Raw genomic sequence first — 14,450 nt, 5'->3', positions numbered from 1 at the left:
CAGGGGAAGGGTTTTTCGACGCGGCACCGTTGGCAGTTGTCGCCGGCAACGGACCGCGTGGCGTGGGCACCGCCGGCAGTGAGAGGGACGGGAATGGAACCGACCGAGAGCGCCGCCCCCGAACCACGGCTGCGCCTGCGCCGGATGACCGGCGCGTGGCTGGCGGGCCTGCGGACGGGACGGCCTTCGGAGCGCCCCGCCCCGAGCGGGCTCGGTGCCGCGCCGCTCGCCGCCCCCACCCTCGCCGGCGTCGGCCGGCTCACCGCCGAGCGCGGCACCGGACTGCCCGGCCAGGACCCCGAACGCCACATGTCCTGGCCCGCACTGCCGTCGGCGGTCGTGGTCACCGCCGCGTTCGTCCTGGGCGCCGGTTTCTACCGGGCGTTCAGCGGCCACCACGCGCTCTTCCCGTGCGGCGCCGTCGGCTGGTCGCTGGCGCTGCTGACCGGGATCATCGTCGGCCACCTGGTCGCCCTCGGCCGCGCCCGCTGGTGGGGCGGCACCGGCTCCGGCGCGGCCCTCACCCTCGCGGTCCTGCTGCTCTACGGCTGGGTCCCCGCCGGCATGGTCAGCCTGACCGTCGTCGTCCTGGTCGGCATGGCCCGCCGCAACCGCTGGCGGCAGGGCGTACTGCACGGCGCGGTCGACATCCTCGGCATCGGCGCCGGAGCCCTGGTCCTCGCGTCGTTCGGGCGGTTCCCGAGCGTCGAGGCGCCCTGGGACCCCGAGACCTGGACCTTCTACGCCGCCCCTCAGGTGGTCCTGGTCGCGGGCGCCTATCTCGCCGTCACCCGCGCCCTGCTCTGGTACCTGCACGCGCCGCGTGGCGGCGGCCTGCCCACCGTCGCCCGTACGGCCCTGGTCAGACAAGGGCTCGTCGCCGTGGCGCTGCTCGGCATCGCGCCGCTCGTCTGTGTCGTCGCGATGGCCCAGCCGATGCTGCTGCCCCTGTTCTCGATCCCGCTGATCGCCCTCGACTCCACCCTGTGGATCGCCCGCGCAAGGGCCGAGGAACAACTGCGCGACCCGCTGACCGGGCTGCCCAACCGTCAGTGGCTGCTGGAGCGCACCTGGACGGCCCTGGACGACGCCGAGCGCATCGGCGCCCGCTCCGCCCTCATGCTGATCGACCTGGACCGCTTCCGTTCGGTGAACGACACCCTGGGGCATCTCGCCGGCGACCGGCTGCTCCTCCAGATAGCCGACAGGCTGCGGCTCGCACTGCCGCGCGGGGCGGAGGCCGCGCGGCTCGGCGGGGACGAGTTCGCCGTCTTACTGCCGGTCGCGGACTCCACCACATCGGCCACGCGGGTCGCCCGCAATCTGGTCGCCGCCCTCGGCTCGCCGCTCGACCTCGACGGACTCACCCTCGTCCTGGAGGCCAGCGCCGGGCTCGCCGTCTTCCCCGACCACGCGCTCGACGCGGAGGGGCTGCTGCGCCGGGCGGACGTCGCGATGTACCAGGCGAAGCGGGACCGCACGGGCGTGGAGGTGTACGAGTCCAAGCGGGACTCCAACACCCCCGACCGGCTCGGCCTGCTGGGCGACCTGCGCCGGGCCCTGGACGCCGGCGACGTCGAACTGCACTATCAGCCCAAGGTCCGCTTCGACGGACAGGTGGCCGGACTCGAGGCACTGGTCCGCTGGGTGCACCCCGAGCGCGGCAAGGTACCGCCGGACGAGTTCATCGCCATCGCCGAGTCGTCCGGGCTGATGCCGCACCTCACCGAGTACGTCCTGGAGACGGCCCTCGCGCAGGTCGCGCGCTGGCGGGCCCAGGGCCTCTTCGTTCCGGTCGCGGTGAACGTGTCGCCGCGTGACGTCCACACGCCGGGGTTCGCCGGATCCGTCGCCGCGCGTCTGGCCCGGCACGGAGTTCCCGCGGGAGCGCTCCAACTGGAGATAACGGAGCACGTGCTCCTGGAGGACCCCCAGCGCGCCGCCGACACCCTTGCGGCTCTCACCGGGCACGGCGTGAAGATGTCGCTGGACGACTTCGGCACCGGCTACTCCTCCCTGGTCCATCTGCGCAGGCTCCCGGTCAGCGAGCTGAAGATCGACCGCTCGTTCGTCGCACGGCTCGCCGTGGACACCGAGGACGCCGAGATCGTGCGCTGCACCGTCGACCTCGCGCATTCGCTGGGTCTTCTCGTCGTGGCGGAGGGCGTCGAGGACGACGAGACGTGGGAGCGGCTGCGTGACCTGGGCTGCGACGCCGTGCAGGGCTGGCTGGTCGCCGCCGCGATGCCGCCCGACGAGGCCACGGCGTGGCTGCTCGCCCGGGGGTCCCGTGGCTGGCAGCGGCCGCGGGCCGCCCTTCCGGCCGCGGAGTAGCCCCTACGGTTCCCGCGGGGTGCCGCCTCGCCGGCCTCCGGCCGGGTGTCTCCCACCCCCGCACCACCCGTGGCTGTCACCCGACAAGCCGGGCCCTCCCGTGGTGCTCGCCCGCCGTCGGCGTCCGCCCGTCGTCCGTACTTCTCGCCGGCCTCCGGCCGGGTGTCTCCCACCCCCGCACCACCCGTGGCTGTCACCCGACAAGCCGGGCTCTCCCGTGGTGCTCGCCCGCCGTCGGCGTCCGCCCGCCGTCCGTACTTCTCGCCGGCCTCCGGCCGGGTGTCTCCTACCCCCGCACCACCCGTGGCTGTCACCCGACAAGCCGGGCTCTCCCGTGGTGCTCGCCCGCCGTCGGCGTCCGCCCGCCGTCCGCGCTCCTCGCCGGCCTCCGGCCGTCGGCCCCGTCGCGCCCGTCTCGCCCCTCGCGCGTGGCCGTCACCCGGACGGTCCGACCTCTCCTGCCGAACCGGCCCGGCCTCGGTCTCCGGTCGTTCGTGGTCGCCTGTGTCCGTGGGCCGTCCGTGGCCGGTCGCGGGGTTGCCCGCGCCGCTTCGGGGCCCGAACCCTCGCCCGGGTGGTGGTTCGGAGCGCGCCGGGGGGAAACCCGGGCGCGGGCACCTCGCCCCGCCCCATAGGATTGGGCCAAACCACACACACTCACCCCAGAGGATCGCTGCATGCCTGGCATCACGCGCGAGGAGGTCGCCCACCTCGCACGGCTGGCGCGTCTGGAGCTGAAGGGCGAAGAGCTCGACCACTTCGCCGGCCAGCTCGACGACATCATCGGCGCGGTCGCCCGCGTCAGCGAGGTCGCCGACCAAGACGTACCGCCGACCTCTCATCCGCTGCCGCTGACGAACGTCATGCGCGTGGACGAGGTCCGTCCGTCGCTCACCCCCGAGCAGGCGCTCTCCGGCGCCCCGGCCCAGGAGCAGCGGCGTTTCAAGGTGCCGCAGATCCTGGGGGAGGACTAATCACCATGACGGACACCAACGTCAACATCATCAAGCTCACCGCGGCCGAGATCGCCGGGAAGATCGCGGCGGGCGAACTGACCGCCGTCGAGGTCACCGAGGCCCACCTGGCCCGGATCGAGGCCGTCGACGAGAAGGTGCACGCCTTCCTGCACGTCGACCGTGAGGGCGCCCTCGCCCAGGCGCGTGCCGTGGACGCCAAGCGGGAGGCCGGCGAGAAGCTCGGCCCGCTCGCCGGCGTACCGCTCGCGCTCAAGGACATCTTCACCACCGAGGGCATCCCGACCACGGTCGGTTCCAAGATCCTCGAAGGCTGGATCCCGCCGTACGACGCGACCCTCACCAAGCGCCTGAAGGCCGCCGACGTCGTCATCCTCGGCAAGACCAACATGGACGAGTTCGCCATGGGGTCCTCCACCGAGAACAGCGCGTACGGTCCGACCGGCAACCCGTGGGACCTCACCCGCATCCCCGGCGGCTCCGGCGGCGGCTCCTCCGCGGCCCTCGCCTCCTACCAGGCGCCCCTCGCCATCGGCACCGACACCGGCGGCTCCATCCGCCAGCCGGCCGCCGTCACCGGCACGGTCGGCGTCAAGCCGACCTACGGCGCGGTCTCCCGCTACGGCATGGTCGCCTTCTCGTCCTCCCTCGACCAGGGCGGCCCCTGCGCCCGTACGGTCCTGGACGCGGCCCTGCTCCACGAGGTCATCGCCGGGCACGACCCGCTCGACTCGACCTCCATCGACGCGCCGGTCCCGCCGGTCGTCGAGGCCGCCCGCAACGGCAGCGTGACGGGCATGCGCGTCGGCGTCGTCAAGCAGTTCCGCGGCGAGGGCTACCAGGCCGGTGTCGTGCAGCGCTTCGACGAGGCCGTCGCCGTGCTCAAGGAGCTCGGCGCCGAGATCGTCGAACTGGACTGCCCGTCCTTCGACCTGGCGCTCTCCGCGTACTACCTGATCGCCCCGTCCGAGTGCTCGAGCAACCTCGCCCGCTTCGACGGCCTGCGCTACGGCCTCCGTACGGGTGACGACGGCACGCACTCCGCCGAGGAGGTCACCGCCCTCACCCGTGAGGCCGGCTTCGGCCCCGAGGTCAAGCGCCGCATCATGCTCGGCACGTACGCGCTCAGCTCCGGCTACTACGACGCGTACTACGGCAGCGCCCAGAAGGTCCGTACGCTCATCACGCGCGACTTCGAGAAGGCGTTCGAGCAGGTCGACGTGATCGTCTCCCCGACCACGCCCACCACCGCCTTCCCGATCGGCGAGCGCGCCGACGACCCGATGGCGATGTACCTCGCGGACCTGTGCACCATCCCGACCAACCTGGCCGGCAACTCCGCCATGTCGCTGCCCTGCGGTCTCGCGCCGGAGGACAACCTCCCGGTCGGTCTGCAGATCATCGCCCCGGCACTGAAGGACGACCGTCTTTACAAGGTCGGCGCCGCCGTCGAGGCCGCCTTCGTGGAAAAGTGGGGGCACCCGCTGCTTGAGGAGGCTCCGTCGTTGTGAGCAAGGCAATGTCCAAGGCCAAGGGTTTCAAGAAGTCCAAGTCCGGCACGTATCTGTCCATCGCCGGCACGGCATTCGGTGCGTTCGGTGTCGCGAAGCAGGTCAAGAAGGCCCGCCTGGAAAACGACACGCTGCGCCTCATCGACGCGGCCGTGTCCGCCGCCGCCATCGTCACCGGCCTCGCCATCCTCTACCGGGAGCTCAAGCGCCTGGGCGACGACGACGTCCTGCTGGGCTGAGAGGGAAGTTTTCACCGTGACCACCACGATCGACCTGGTGTCGTACGAGGACGCACTCGCTTCCTACGACCCCGTCATGGGCCTCGAAGTCCATGTCGAACTCGGCACCAAGACGAAGATGTTCTGCGGCTGTTCGACCGAGCTGGGCGCCGAGCCCAACTCGCAGACCTGCCCGACCTGCCTCGGCATGCCCGGCGCCCTCCCGGTCGTCAACGCGACCGGTGTCGAGTCCGCCATCAAGATCGGCCTCGCGCTGCACTGCGAGATCGCCGAGTGGTGCCGATTCGCCCGGAAGAACTACTTCTATCCGGACATGCCGAAGAACTTCCAGACCTCCCAGTACGACGAGCCGATCGCCTTCAACGGCTATCTGGACGTCCAGCTGGAGGACGGCGAGGTCTTCCGCGTGCAGATCGAGCGCGCCCACATGGAGGAGGACACCGGCAAGTCGCTGCACGTCGGCGGCGCCACCGGCCGTATCCACGGCGCGTCCCACTCGCTGCTCGACTACAACCGCGCGGGCATCCCCCTCATCGAGATCGTCACCAAGCCGATCGAGGGCGCGGGCGAGCGGGCCCCCGAGGTCGCCAAGGCGTACGTCGCCGAGCTGCGCGAGCTCATCAAGGCGCTCGGTGTCTCCGAGGCCCGCATGGAGCAGGGTCAGATGCGCTGCGACGTGAACCTGTCGCTGCGCCCGCACGGCCGTGAGAAGTTCGGCACGCGCTCCGAGACGAAGAACGTCAACTCCCTGCGTTCCGTCGAGCGTGCCGCCCGCTTCGAGATCCAGCGCCACGCCGCGGTGCTGAACTCCGGCGGCACGATCATCCAGGAGACCCGCCACTTCCACGAGGACACCGGGTCCACGACCTCGGGCCGCGTGAAGGAGGAGGCCGAGGACTACCGGTACTTCCCGGAGCCCGACCTCGTCCCCGTCGCCCCGTCCCGTGAGTGGGTCGAGGAACTGCGCGCGGGGCTGCCCGAGCAGCCGCTGGCCCGCCGCAACCGGCTGCGCGAGGAGTGGGGCGTGAACGCCCACGACATGCAGTCGATCCTCAACGCCGGTGCCATCGACTCGATCGTCGCGACGATCGAGGCCGGTGCCGACTCCACCTCCGCCCGCAAGTGGTGGATGGGGGAGCTGGCACGCAGCGCCAACGAGTCGGGCAAGTCCCTGGAGGACCTGCCGATCACCCCGGCGCAGGTCGCCCGGGTGGCCGAGCTGGTCACCGCGGGCGATCTGAACGACAAGCTCGCCCGTCAGGTCATCGAAGGCGTCCTCGCCGGCGAGGGCACCCCGGACGAGGTCGTCGACAAGCGCGGCCTGAAGGTCGTCTCGGACGAGGGTGCGCTGACCGCCGCCGTCGACGAGGCCATCGCCGGGAACCCGGGCATCGCCGACAAGATCCGCGGCGGCAAGGTCCAGGCCGTCGGCGCGCTCGTCGGCGCGGTCATGAAGGCCACCCGCGGCCAGGCCGACGCGGCTCGCGTCAAGGAGCTCATCCTGGAGAAGCTGGGCGTCAGCGAAGGCTGAGGTCCGGGTTTTCCCACACCCCAGGGGGTGCATCGCAACCGATGCACCCCCTGGGGTCTGTGTCGGCACTCTCAGGCGCACGCGCTACGCTCCCGCGCCATGAGTGGAACCACTGACTCCGAGACGCGCGACCACCAGGACCAGCACCAGGACCATGACCAGGGCATGGACCGGGACCAGGGCGAGGATCAGGTCCAGGGTGAGGACCGCGACGAAGATCAGGTCCAGGGCGCGGACCGCGACGAGGACGAGGGCGAGCGCGCGGACCACGACGAGGTCCAGGGCCAGGGCCACGACGAGGACGAGGGCCAGGGCCACGACGAGGACGAGGGCCAGGACCAGGAGGTCCGGCGGGCCCGCTGGACGGCGGTCGGGACGGGAGCGCTGCTGACCGTCGCGGGGCTCGCGGCGTCGGTGCTGCGCTCGACCGGTTCGGGGACCGCCCTCATAGCCGTCTCCTACGCCTCAGGGGCCGCCGTGTGCGCCGTCGCGTCGCTCCTGGGGGCCCGGGGCCGCACCCGGCGCGCCCTGTGGCTGATGATCGCGGGTGTGATGGTCATGGCTGTGGGTGACCAGTTCGACTGAGCGACGACGGGCGGGGCGACAGAGTCCACGGGAATGTCCTGTGAGGTGAGTCGCAGTCCTGTGAGTAAGCCCACGAATGCGACAAAGGATCATTTCCGGCTGTAAGAGTGATGACGCATTAGTCATGCGTTCTTTGCGGGCAGTTCCCGATAAAGATCCACAAATCCCCCAGGGAGCTCGTCCGTGGCAGCCCTCGCACGCTGGTGTGTTCAGCACCGCCTCGTCGCCGTTCTGCTCTGGCTCGCGGCCTTCGGCGGTGTGAGCGCCGCCGCCGTCGTGACGGGCTCCGCGTACTCCAACGACTACGAGGCCCCCGGCACCGAATCGGGCCGCGCCACCCAGCTCCTGGCGGAGGGTTTCCCCGGCCTCGGCGGCGACAGCGACACCGTTGTCTGGCACACCAGCCCCGGCACGGTGCGCTCCGCGGACGTCGAGCAGTCGATGACCCGCGCCCTGGACAAGATCGAGAAGCTCCCCGGAGTGGCCTCCGTCGACAGCCCGTACCAGCGCCAGGGGTCGGAGGGGATCAGCGCGGACGGCCGGACGGCGTACGCGACCGTCACCTTCGCCGACCGGGCCGAGAACCTCGACAAGGGCGAGGTCCAGGCCGTCGTCGACACGGCGAAGGCCGCAGAGGCCAAGGGACTCGACGTGGAGCTGGGCGGCACCGCCATCGCCCTCACCAAATCGTCCGGCGGACATGTCGCCGAGATCGTCGGTGTGGCCGTCGCCGCCGTGGTCCTCTTCCTGGCGTTCGGCTCCCTCGCCGCCTCCATGCTGCCCATCGCCACCGCCCTGATCGGCGTGGGCACGGCGTACGCCGGAATCGTGCTCCTCGGCCACGCCATGACCGTCGCCGACTTCGCCCCCATGCTCGGCATGCTGGTCGGGCTCGGCGTCGGCATCGACTACGCGCTGTTCATCGTGACCCGGCACCGGCGCGGCCTCAAACGCGGACTGCCGGTGGCCGAGGCGGCGCAGAACGCCGTCGCCACCACCGGACGGGCGGTCGTCTTCGCCGGCGCCACGGTCTGTATCGCCCTGCTCGGCATGCTCATCCTGCGGCTCGGCTTCCTCAACGGCGTCGCGATCGCGGCCTCCCTGACCGTCGTCCTCACCGTCGCGGCCTCCGTGACCCTGCTGCCCGCGCTGCTCTCCTTCATCGGTCCACGCGCGCTGAGCCGACGGGAGCGGCGGCGACTGGAGGAGCACGGACCCGCGCCGGAGGTGGCCACCGGGTTCGCCGCCCGCTGGTCCGCCTTCGTGGAACGCCACCCCAAGCTGCTCGGTGCCGTGGCCGTCGTCGTGATGGCCCTGCTCGCCCTGCCCACGTTCTCGCTCCACCTGGGCACCTCCGACCAGGGCAACGACCCGAAGGCGGCGACCACACGGCAGGCCTACGACCTCATCGGGGAGGGCTTCGGACCCGGCGTGAACGGGCCCCTGACCCTCGTCACCAAGGTCGGCGGCGCCGAGGACCGGCTCGCCCTGGACAACCTGGACGCCACGCTCCGGGCCACCGAGGGCGTCGCCTCGGCGGACCCGGTGACGTACAACTCCGCCGGTGACACCGCCTTCCTCACCGTCGTCCCGACCTCCGCGCCGCAGTCCCAGAAGACCAGCGACCTCGTCGACCGGCTGCGCACCGACGTCCTGCCGCGCGCCGAGTCGGGCACCTCCCTCGATGTACAGGTCGGCGGGGTGACGGCGAGCTACGACGACTTCGCGGACGTCATCGTCGGCAAGCTCCCGCTCTTCGTCGGCGTCGTGATCAGCCTCGGCTGTGTCCTGCTGCTGCTCGCGTTCCGTTCGATCGGCATCCCCCTCAAGGCCGCGGTCATGAACATCGCCGCCGTGGCCGCCGCCTTCGGAGTCGTCGTCGCGATCTTCCAGTGGGGCTGGGGGAGCGAACTGCTCGGCCTCGGCCGCGCGGGCCCGATCGAGCCCTTCCTGCCCGTGATCATGGTGTCGGTGCTCTTCGGGCTCTCGATGGACTACCAGGTGTTCCTGGTCAGCCGGATGTACGAGGAGTGGCTGGAGACCGGTGACAACCGGCGTGCCGTCCGGGTCGGCCTCGCCGAGACCAGCCGGGTGATCAACTCCGCCGCCGTCATCATGATCTCGGTCTTCCTCGCCTTCGTGCTCAGCGGCGACCGTGTCATCGCGATGTTCGGCATCGCCCTCGCCGCCGCCGTCGCCCTCGACGCCTTCATCCTGCGGACGCTCCTGGTCCCCGCCCTCATGCACCTGCTCGGCGGCGCCAACTGGTGGCTGCCCGGCTGGCTCGACCGCCGGCTGCCCCGCATCAGCATCGAACCGCCCGAGTGCCGTGCCGCGCATGAGAGGCTGGCCGAGGCGACGGACGCCGAGGCGGCGGACGTCCTGGACGGCGCGGACGCGGCGAACGCCGAGGTGGCGGACGTACTGGCGAAGGAGCGGTAGAGGGATGTACGCGATATCTCTGGGCGACGACGGAGCGGAACTGCGGCCGCTGGAGCCGTGGCACGCCGAGGAGTTCCTCGCACACCTGGACCGGGGGCGCGAGTTCATCGGGCAGTTCATCCCCTTCGGGTCCCAGTCCACGGACGTGCCGTCCGCGCGGGGACACCTCCAGAGGTACGCCGACATGCGCGCCGCCGACACCGGGTCCCTGCACGGACTGTGGCTGGACGGGAAGCTCGTCGGCGGGGTGCTCTTCCTGAACTTCGACGCGGAGCAAGCCAACTGCGAGGTCGGCTGCTGGCTGGAACCCGCCGCCTCCGGGCGCGGTCTGGTCACGCGCGCGATGCGGGTGCTCATCGACTGGGCAGTCGAGCAGCGCGGAATCCACCGCGTGGAGTGGGTCGCCGCGGCCGGGAACGTCCCGAGCCTGAACGTGGCCCGGCGGCTCGGCATGAGCCAGGACGGCGTGCTCCGGGAGAAGCACCCCTATCGCGGGGTCCGGCACGACCTCGAAGTGTGGTCCGTACTCGCGCCCGAATGGCGTGCGGCACGCGAGCGTGCCGCTCACAAGGACCATTAAGGAACTTCTCAGAGAGCGTCCGTACGGTGCGGGTCATGGGAACCAAGACAGTTGACGAGGCCGGGGCCGAGACCGGCACCGAGGCGAAGCGCGACGAGCAGACGGTGGACGTCACCAAGACCGGGACGTCCGCCGACAACGGGACCGAGACCGAGGCCTACGCCACGGAGCCGGCCGAGGAGCAGGACGAGGACGACGAGACCCCCGCGGACGGCGACGACACCGCCGAGGCCGGTCAGGCCGCCGGTGTCGGCCAGGGTGCCGCCGCCGTGGTGTCCGCCGGACTCGGTGTGGTGTCGCTGACCGGCAGCTGGGTCGCCACCGTCGCCGCCGCGCGCGAGACCCTGGTCGGCCAGCTCCAGACCTCGTCGAACGCGAGCGTCGCCACGCAGGTCAAGGAGGTCTACGGCGATGCCTGGGCGACCACCGCGCTGATCGGCGGCCTCTTCGCACTGGCCGCGCTGATCGTCGGCGTCGTCGTCCTCGTCCGGCCCGCGTTCGGTGCCCCCGGCAAGCCGCAGGCCGCCTGGATCAAGTCGGTCGCCTGGGCGGGCGTCTCGCTCGGCGTCGTCGGCCTGGTCCTCGCCGTCGCCAAGTACTCCGACATCATCCTCGGACTGCCCTCCACCAGCTGAATCCCGAGAACTCTGAGGGGCCTTAGGGCCGGCGTAAGTTCCTTACCGCCGCCCTAAGGCCCTTCGCGTGCGCAAGATGCGGAACTCTCCCGATGTGGCGCACCCCCCTTGGAGACGAAGGTTGAGGCATCGCGAACAAGCGAGGCCGAAACCGACTCTTCACGAGGGGTACGAGATGTTCGAGTACGAGCTTCAGCAGATCCGGTCCGCGGAACTCATCCGCGAGGCCCAGAACTACCGGCTCGCCAAGGAGGCCCTGCGCGGCCGCCGAGCGGCCCGGCGCGCGGACGCCCGCCGGTCCGCGCACAACGACACGGAGGGGCAGGGCCATACCCACCGTCCCCGCCGGCACCGGTTCGCCCGCGCCGCGTGAGCGCCGGGGCATCTGTGGACGGCCGCACGGCACCCGGCCGTCCACAGGCTGTGCGGGAAGGCGGCCGCACGGGGGTCGGCCGCCTCCTTCCCGCCGGTCGGCCGGCCGGCGGGGCACTGATCGCCCTCCCGATAACCGGTGCCGCACCGTCGGACCCCTGTGCCATGCTCGGGCCCGTGGAGACCAGGTCCGTCAGCCCGGTGTTCGTCGGACGCGCCGACGAACTCGGAGTGCTGAGCGGCGCGCTCGCCCGGGCCGCCGAGGGAGAGCCACAGGCGTTGCTGCTCGGCGGCGAGGCCGGAGTCGGGAAGACCCGTCTCCTGGAGGAGTTCGCCACCGCCGCCGCCCGCGAGGGCGCCGTCGTCGCCTGCGGCGGCTGCGTCGAGATCGGCGCCGACGGTCTCCCCTTCGCACCGTTCTCCACGGCCCTGCGCGCCCTGCGCCGCACCCTCCCCGACGAACTCGCCACCGCGTCCGCCGGACAGGAGGAGGAACTCGCCCGCCTGCTGCCCGAGCTCGCGGAGACGGCCCGGGGACGGCAGTACGAGGAAGAGGGCATGGCCCGTCTCTTCGAGCTCACCGCCCGCCTCCTGGAACGGATCGCCGCGGACCGCACGGTCGTCGTCGTCCTCGAAGACCTGCACTGGGCCGACGCCTCCACCCGCCATCTGCTCGCCTACCTCTTCCGCACGCTCCGCACCGGCCGCCTCGTGGTGATCGCCACCTACCGCGCCGACGACATCCACCGCCGCCACCCGCTGCGCCCGCTGCTCGCCGAACTCGACCGCCTCCGCACGGTCCGCCGCATCGACCTGGGCCGCTTCAGCCGGGCCGAGGTCGGCCGCCAGATCGCCGGAATCCTCGCCCGCGAGCCCGACCCCGCCCAGGTCGACGAGATCTTCGCCCGCTCCGACGGCAACGCGTTCTTCGTCGAGGAACTCGCCGTCGCCACCCACGAAGGCAGTCGTACGGGGCTCACGGACTCCCTGCGCGACCTGCTCCTCGTCCGCGTCGAAGGGCTGCCGGAGAGCGCCCAGCGGGTCGCCCGGATCGTCGCCGAGGGCGGCTGCACCGTCGAGTACCCGCTGCTCGCCGCCGTGGCACAGCTCGCCGAGGACGACCTCATCGAGGCACTGCGGGCCTGCGTCGGTGCCAACATCCTGCTCGCCTCGCCCGGCGGCGACGGCTACCGCTTCCGCCACTCCCTGGTCCGCGAGGCGGTCAGCGACGACCTGCTGCCCGGTGAGCGCTCCCGCTTCAACCGCCGCTACGCCGAGGCCCTGGAGGCCGACCCGGCACTCGTACCGGCCGACGAACGCGTCACCCGCCTGGCCAGCTACTGGTACCACGCCCACGACGCCGCCAAGGCCCTGCCCGCCGTCCTCGACGCCTCCGTCGAAGCCCGCCGCCGGCACGCCCACTCCGAGCAACTGCGGCTCCTGGAGCGGGCGATGGAGCTCTGGGAGGTGGCCCCCGACGCCGTACGGGCCGAACTGCGCCCCATCGACTACGTGGAGGCCTATCCTCCGGTCGGCTGCGACCCAGAGACCGCGCCCCTGCACTACCTCGACCTGATGGCCGAGGCCGCCGTCGCCGGCCGGCTCTGCGGGGAGCGCGAACGCGCCCTGAAGACGACCAAGCGGGCGCTGCATCTCCTGGAGGACGAGGGCGACCCGCTGCGCGCCGCGTGGTTCTGGATCCAGCGTTCCCGGCTCGTCCAGGCCCAGGTCCGCGGCGACGGCTGGAAAGAACTCGCCACCGCACAGGACCTGGTGCGCGGTCTGCCGCCCTCCGAGGTGCACGCCGAGGTGCTGTCCATGGTCGCCGCCTGGTGCATGCTGCACGAACCGGGCCACGGCGCCCTCTCCGCGGCCGAACGCGCCGTGGAGTACGCACGCATGGTGGGCGCCCGGGACACGGAGCTGAACGCCCGGCTCACCCTCGGCGGCCTGATGGTCGACGCGGGGGACGTCGAGGCGGGGCTCGCGGAGATGTACCAGGTCAGGGAACGGGCGAACCGGAAGGGCGCCGCCTACGTCGTGGGCCGTCTGCACATCAACCTGCCCTCCCATCTGGAGTCGGTCGGCCGCTCCCGCGAGGCCGTCGCGATCCTGCGCGACGGTGTCGAACTCGCCTGCAGGAACGGCCTTCTGGACACCCAGGCCTGGGTCTGGGGCAACCTCTCCGAATCGCTGTTCGCGCTCGGCCAGTGGGACGACGCCGTCGAAGCAGCGCGCAACGCGCTGGGCATCGGACTCAGCGGCAAGTCCTCCGGCGTGGGCGCGGCCCGCCTCGCGCCCGTCGCCCTCGCCCGCGGCGACCTCATCGAGGCGGGACGCCAACTGGCCGCCGCACGCGGCCACTTCGGCACCCACGATCCGATGCCCCAGCATTCCCTGCCGCTGCTGGGCACCACCATCGGCCTCGCCGCCGACGAGGGCCGCCTCCTCGACGCCCGCAACGCCCTGGAGCAGGCCCTGGACGCGGGCTTCCCGCCCGGCACCCAGCGCTACGCCTGGCCGCTGCTCCTGGCCGCCGCCACCGCGGAGGCCGATGCCCGCGGTCTGCCCGCCGCCGGACCCGGCCGCGCCCCGACCCTGGAACGCATCCGCACGGCCGCGAAGACCCTGGCCACGGGAGCGCCCATCTGGGTCGCCCACGCCGACTGGGTGCGCGCCGAACTCCAGCGGGCGGAGGGCGTGAGCACCCCGGAGCAGTGGTTCGAGGTGGTCAGCGACCTCGAACCCCTGGAGCGCCCCTACGACCTCGCCCGGGTCCGCCTCCGCCTCGCCGAGGCCCTGCTCCTCACCGGCGCGGACGACGACGAGCGCGTCCGCGCCACGGAACTCCTCCGGCTGGCCCGCGCCGCCGCCGACCACCTCGGCGCCCGCCCGCTCGCCGACGCCGTCGCCCTGCTCGCCCAGCGCGCCCGCCTCACGCTGGAACACGCCCCCGAACGGTCCGGCGCCGCATCCGCCGACCCCGCGGTCGCGCTCGGCCTCACCAGCCGCGAGCGCGACGTCCTGCGCCTCGTCGCCGCCGGCCGCAGCAACCGCCAGATCGCCGAGGAGCTCTTCATCTCCCCGAAGACGGCCAGCGTCCACGTCTCGAACATTCTGGCCAAGCTGGACGTCTCAGGACGGGGGGAGGCGGCGGCCCTGGCCCACAGGCTGCGGCTCTTCCCACCGGAGACCCCCGCTGCCCGGGCGGCGGGCTGAGGTCTACGCTGCGAGGGATCCCGGGAAG

The 14,450-nt window shown here is 72.1% G+C and carries 11 protein-coding genes; all 11 read left to right on the top strand.

What is annotated here, in order from left to right:
* Window positions 1-93 precede the first annotated feature (93 nt).
* The 11 genes from OOK38_RS05780 to OOK38_RS05730 all read left to right on the top strand — a co-directional run bounded on the left by OOK38_RS05780 (window position 94) and on the right by OOK38_RS05730 (window position 14,422).
* A complete protein-coding gene (locus tag OOK38_RS05780; protein WP_266763035.1) occupies window positions 94-2,334 on the top strand; it encodes a bifunctional diguanylate cyclase/phosphodiesterase in 2,241 nt (746 codons plus the stop codon).
* Window positions 2,335-3,011: 677 nt separating this feature from the next.
* Window positions 3,012-3,308, top strand: a complete 297-nt coding sequence (gene gatC, locus OOK38_RS05775; protein WP_261705575.1) for an Asp-tRNA(Asn)/Glu-tRNA(Gln) amidotransferase subunit GatC — start codon at window positions 3,012-3,014, stop codon at window positions 3,306-3,308.
* A 5-nt stretch (window positions 3,309-3,313) separates the two neighbouring features.
* Window positions 3,314-4,819 (top strand): Asp-tRNA(Asn)/Glu-tRNA(Gln) amidotransferase subunit GatA, encoded by a 1,506-nt coding sequence (gatA, locus tag OOK38_RS05770; RefSeq protein ID WP_266763038.1) that lies wholly within the window; start codon window positions 3,314-3,316, stop codon window positions 4,817-4,819.
* A complete protein-coding gene (locus OOK38_RS05765) occupies window positions 4,816-5,058 on the top strand; it encodes a hypothetical protein (RefSeq protein WP_266763040.1) in 243 nt (80 codons plus the stop codon). The genes gatA and OOK38_RS05765 overlap by 4 nt, the downstream gene beginning before the upstream one ends.
* A gap of 16 nt (window positions 5,059-5,074) precedes the next feature.
* Window positions 5,075-6,589, top strand: a complete 1,515-nt coding sequence (gene gatB / locus OOK38_RS05760; protein ID WP_266763042.1) for an Asp-tRNA(Asn)/Glu-tRNA(Gln) amidotransferase subunit GatB — start codon at window positions 5,075-5,077, stop codon at window positions 6,587-6,589.
* Window positions 6,590-6,688: 99 nt separating this feature from the next.
* A complete protein-coding gene (locus tag OOK38_RS05755; RefSeq protein ID WP_266763043.1) occupies window positions 6,689-7,174 on the top strand; it encodes a hypothetical protein in 486 nt (161 codons plus the stop codon).
* 183 nt (window positions 7,175-7,357) lie between these two features.
* Entirely contained in the window at window positions 7,358-9,616 is a 2,259-nt protein-coding gene (locus tag OOK38_RS05750) for an MMPL family transporter (protein ID WP_266763045.1), read from the top strand.
* 4 nt (window positions 9,617-9,620) lie between these two features.
* Window positions 9,621-10,196, top strand: coding sequence for a GNAT family N-acetyltransferase (locus OOK38_RS05745; protein WP_266763047.1), 576 nt, complete (start codon window positions 9,621-9,623; stop codon window positions 10,194-10,196).
* A gap of 35 nt (window positions 10,197-10,231) precedes the next feature.
* Window positions 10,232-10,831, top strand: a complete 600-nt coding sequence (locus tag OOK38_RS05740; protein WP_266763049.1) for a hypothetical protein — start codon at window positions 10,232-10,234, stop codon at window positions 10,829-10,831.
* Window positions 10,832-11,006: 175 nt separating this feature from the next.
* Window positions 11,007-11,204 carry a hypothetical protein gene (locus OOK38_RS05735; protein WP_266763051.1) on the top strand — a complete coding sequence of 66 codons (198 nt, stop codon included), beginning with the start codon at window positions 11,007-11,009 and terminating at the stop codon, window positions 11,202-11,204.
* A gap of 164 nt (window positions 11,205-11,368) precedes the next feature.
* The gene (locus tag OOK38_RS05730) at window positions 11,369-14,422 is read left to right on the top strand and encodes a helix-turn-helix transcriptional regulator (RefSeq protein ID WP_266763053.1); all 3,054 of its coding nucleotides are present in this window, start codon (window positions 11,369-11,371) and stop codon (window positions 14,420-14,422) included.
* Window positions 14,423-14,450 lie beyond the last annotated feature (28 nt).

The sequence above is a fragment of the Streptomyces sp. NBC_00568 genome, from assembly GCF_026341855.1.
Lineage (GTDB): Bacteria > Actinomycetota > Actinomycetes > Streptomycetales > Streptomycetaceae > Streptomyces.
Note: the sequence above shows the minus strand (reverse complement) of the source record. Positions and strands in the feature narration are given on the sequence as shown.

Bases quoted from the DNA above. Each gene is read 5' to 3' on its own strand.
- OOK38_RS05735 (WP_266763051.1), top strand. From the start codon at position 11,007: ATGTTCGAGTACGAGCTTCAGCAGATCCGGTCCGCGGAACTCATCCGC.
- OOK38_RS05740 (WP_266763049.1), top strand. From the start codon at position 10,232: ATGGGAACCAAGACAGTTGACGAGGCCGGGGCCGAGACCGGCACCGAG.
- gatA (WP_266763038.1), top strand. From the start codon at position 3,314: ATGACGGACACCAACGTCAACATCATCAAGCTCACCGCGGCCGAGATC.
- OOK38_RS05780 (WP_266763035.1), top strand. From the start codon at position 94: ATGGAACCGACCGAGAGCGCCGCCCCCGAACCACGGCTGCGCCTGCGC.
- OOK38_RS05745 (WP_266763047.1), top strand. From the start codon at position 9,621: ATGTACGCGATATCTCTGGGCGACGACGGAGCGGAACTGCGGCCGCTG.
- OOK38_RS05730 (WP_266763053.1), top strand. From the start codon at position 11,369: ATGCTCGGGCCCGTGGAGACCAGGTCCGTCAGCCCGGTGTTCGTCGGA.
- OOK38_RS05755 (WP_266763043.1), top strand. From the start codon at position 6,689: ATGAGTGGAACCACTGACTCCGAGACGCGCGACCACCAGGACCAGCAC.
- gatC (WP_261705575.1), top strand. From the start codon at position 3,012: ATGCCTGGCATCACGCGCGAGGAGGTCGCCCACCTCGCACGGCTGGCG.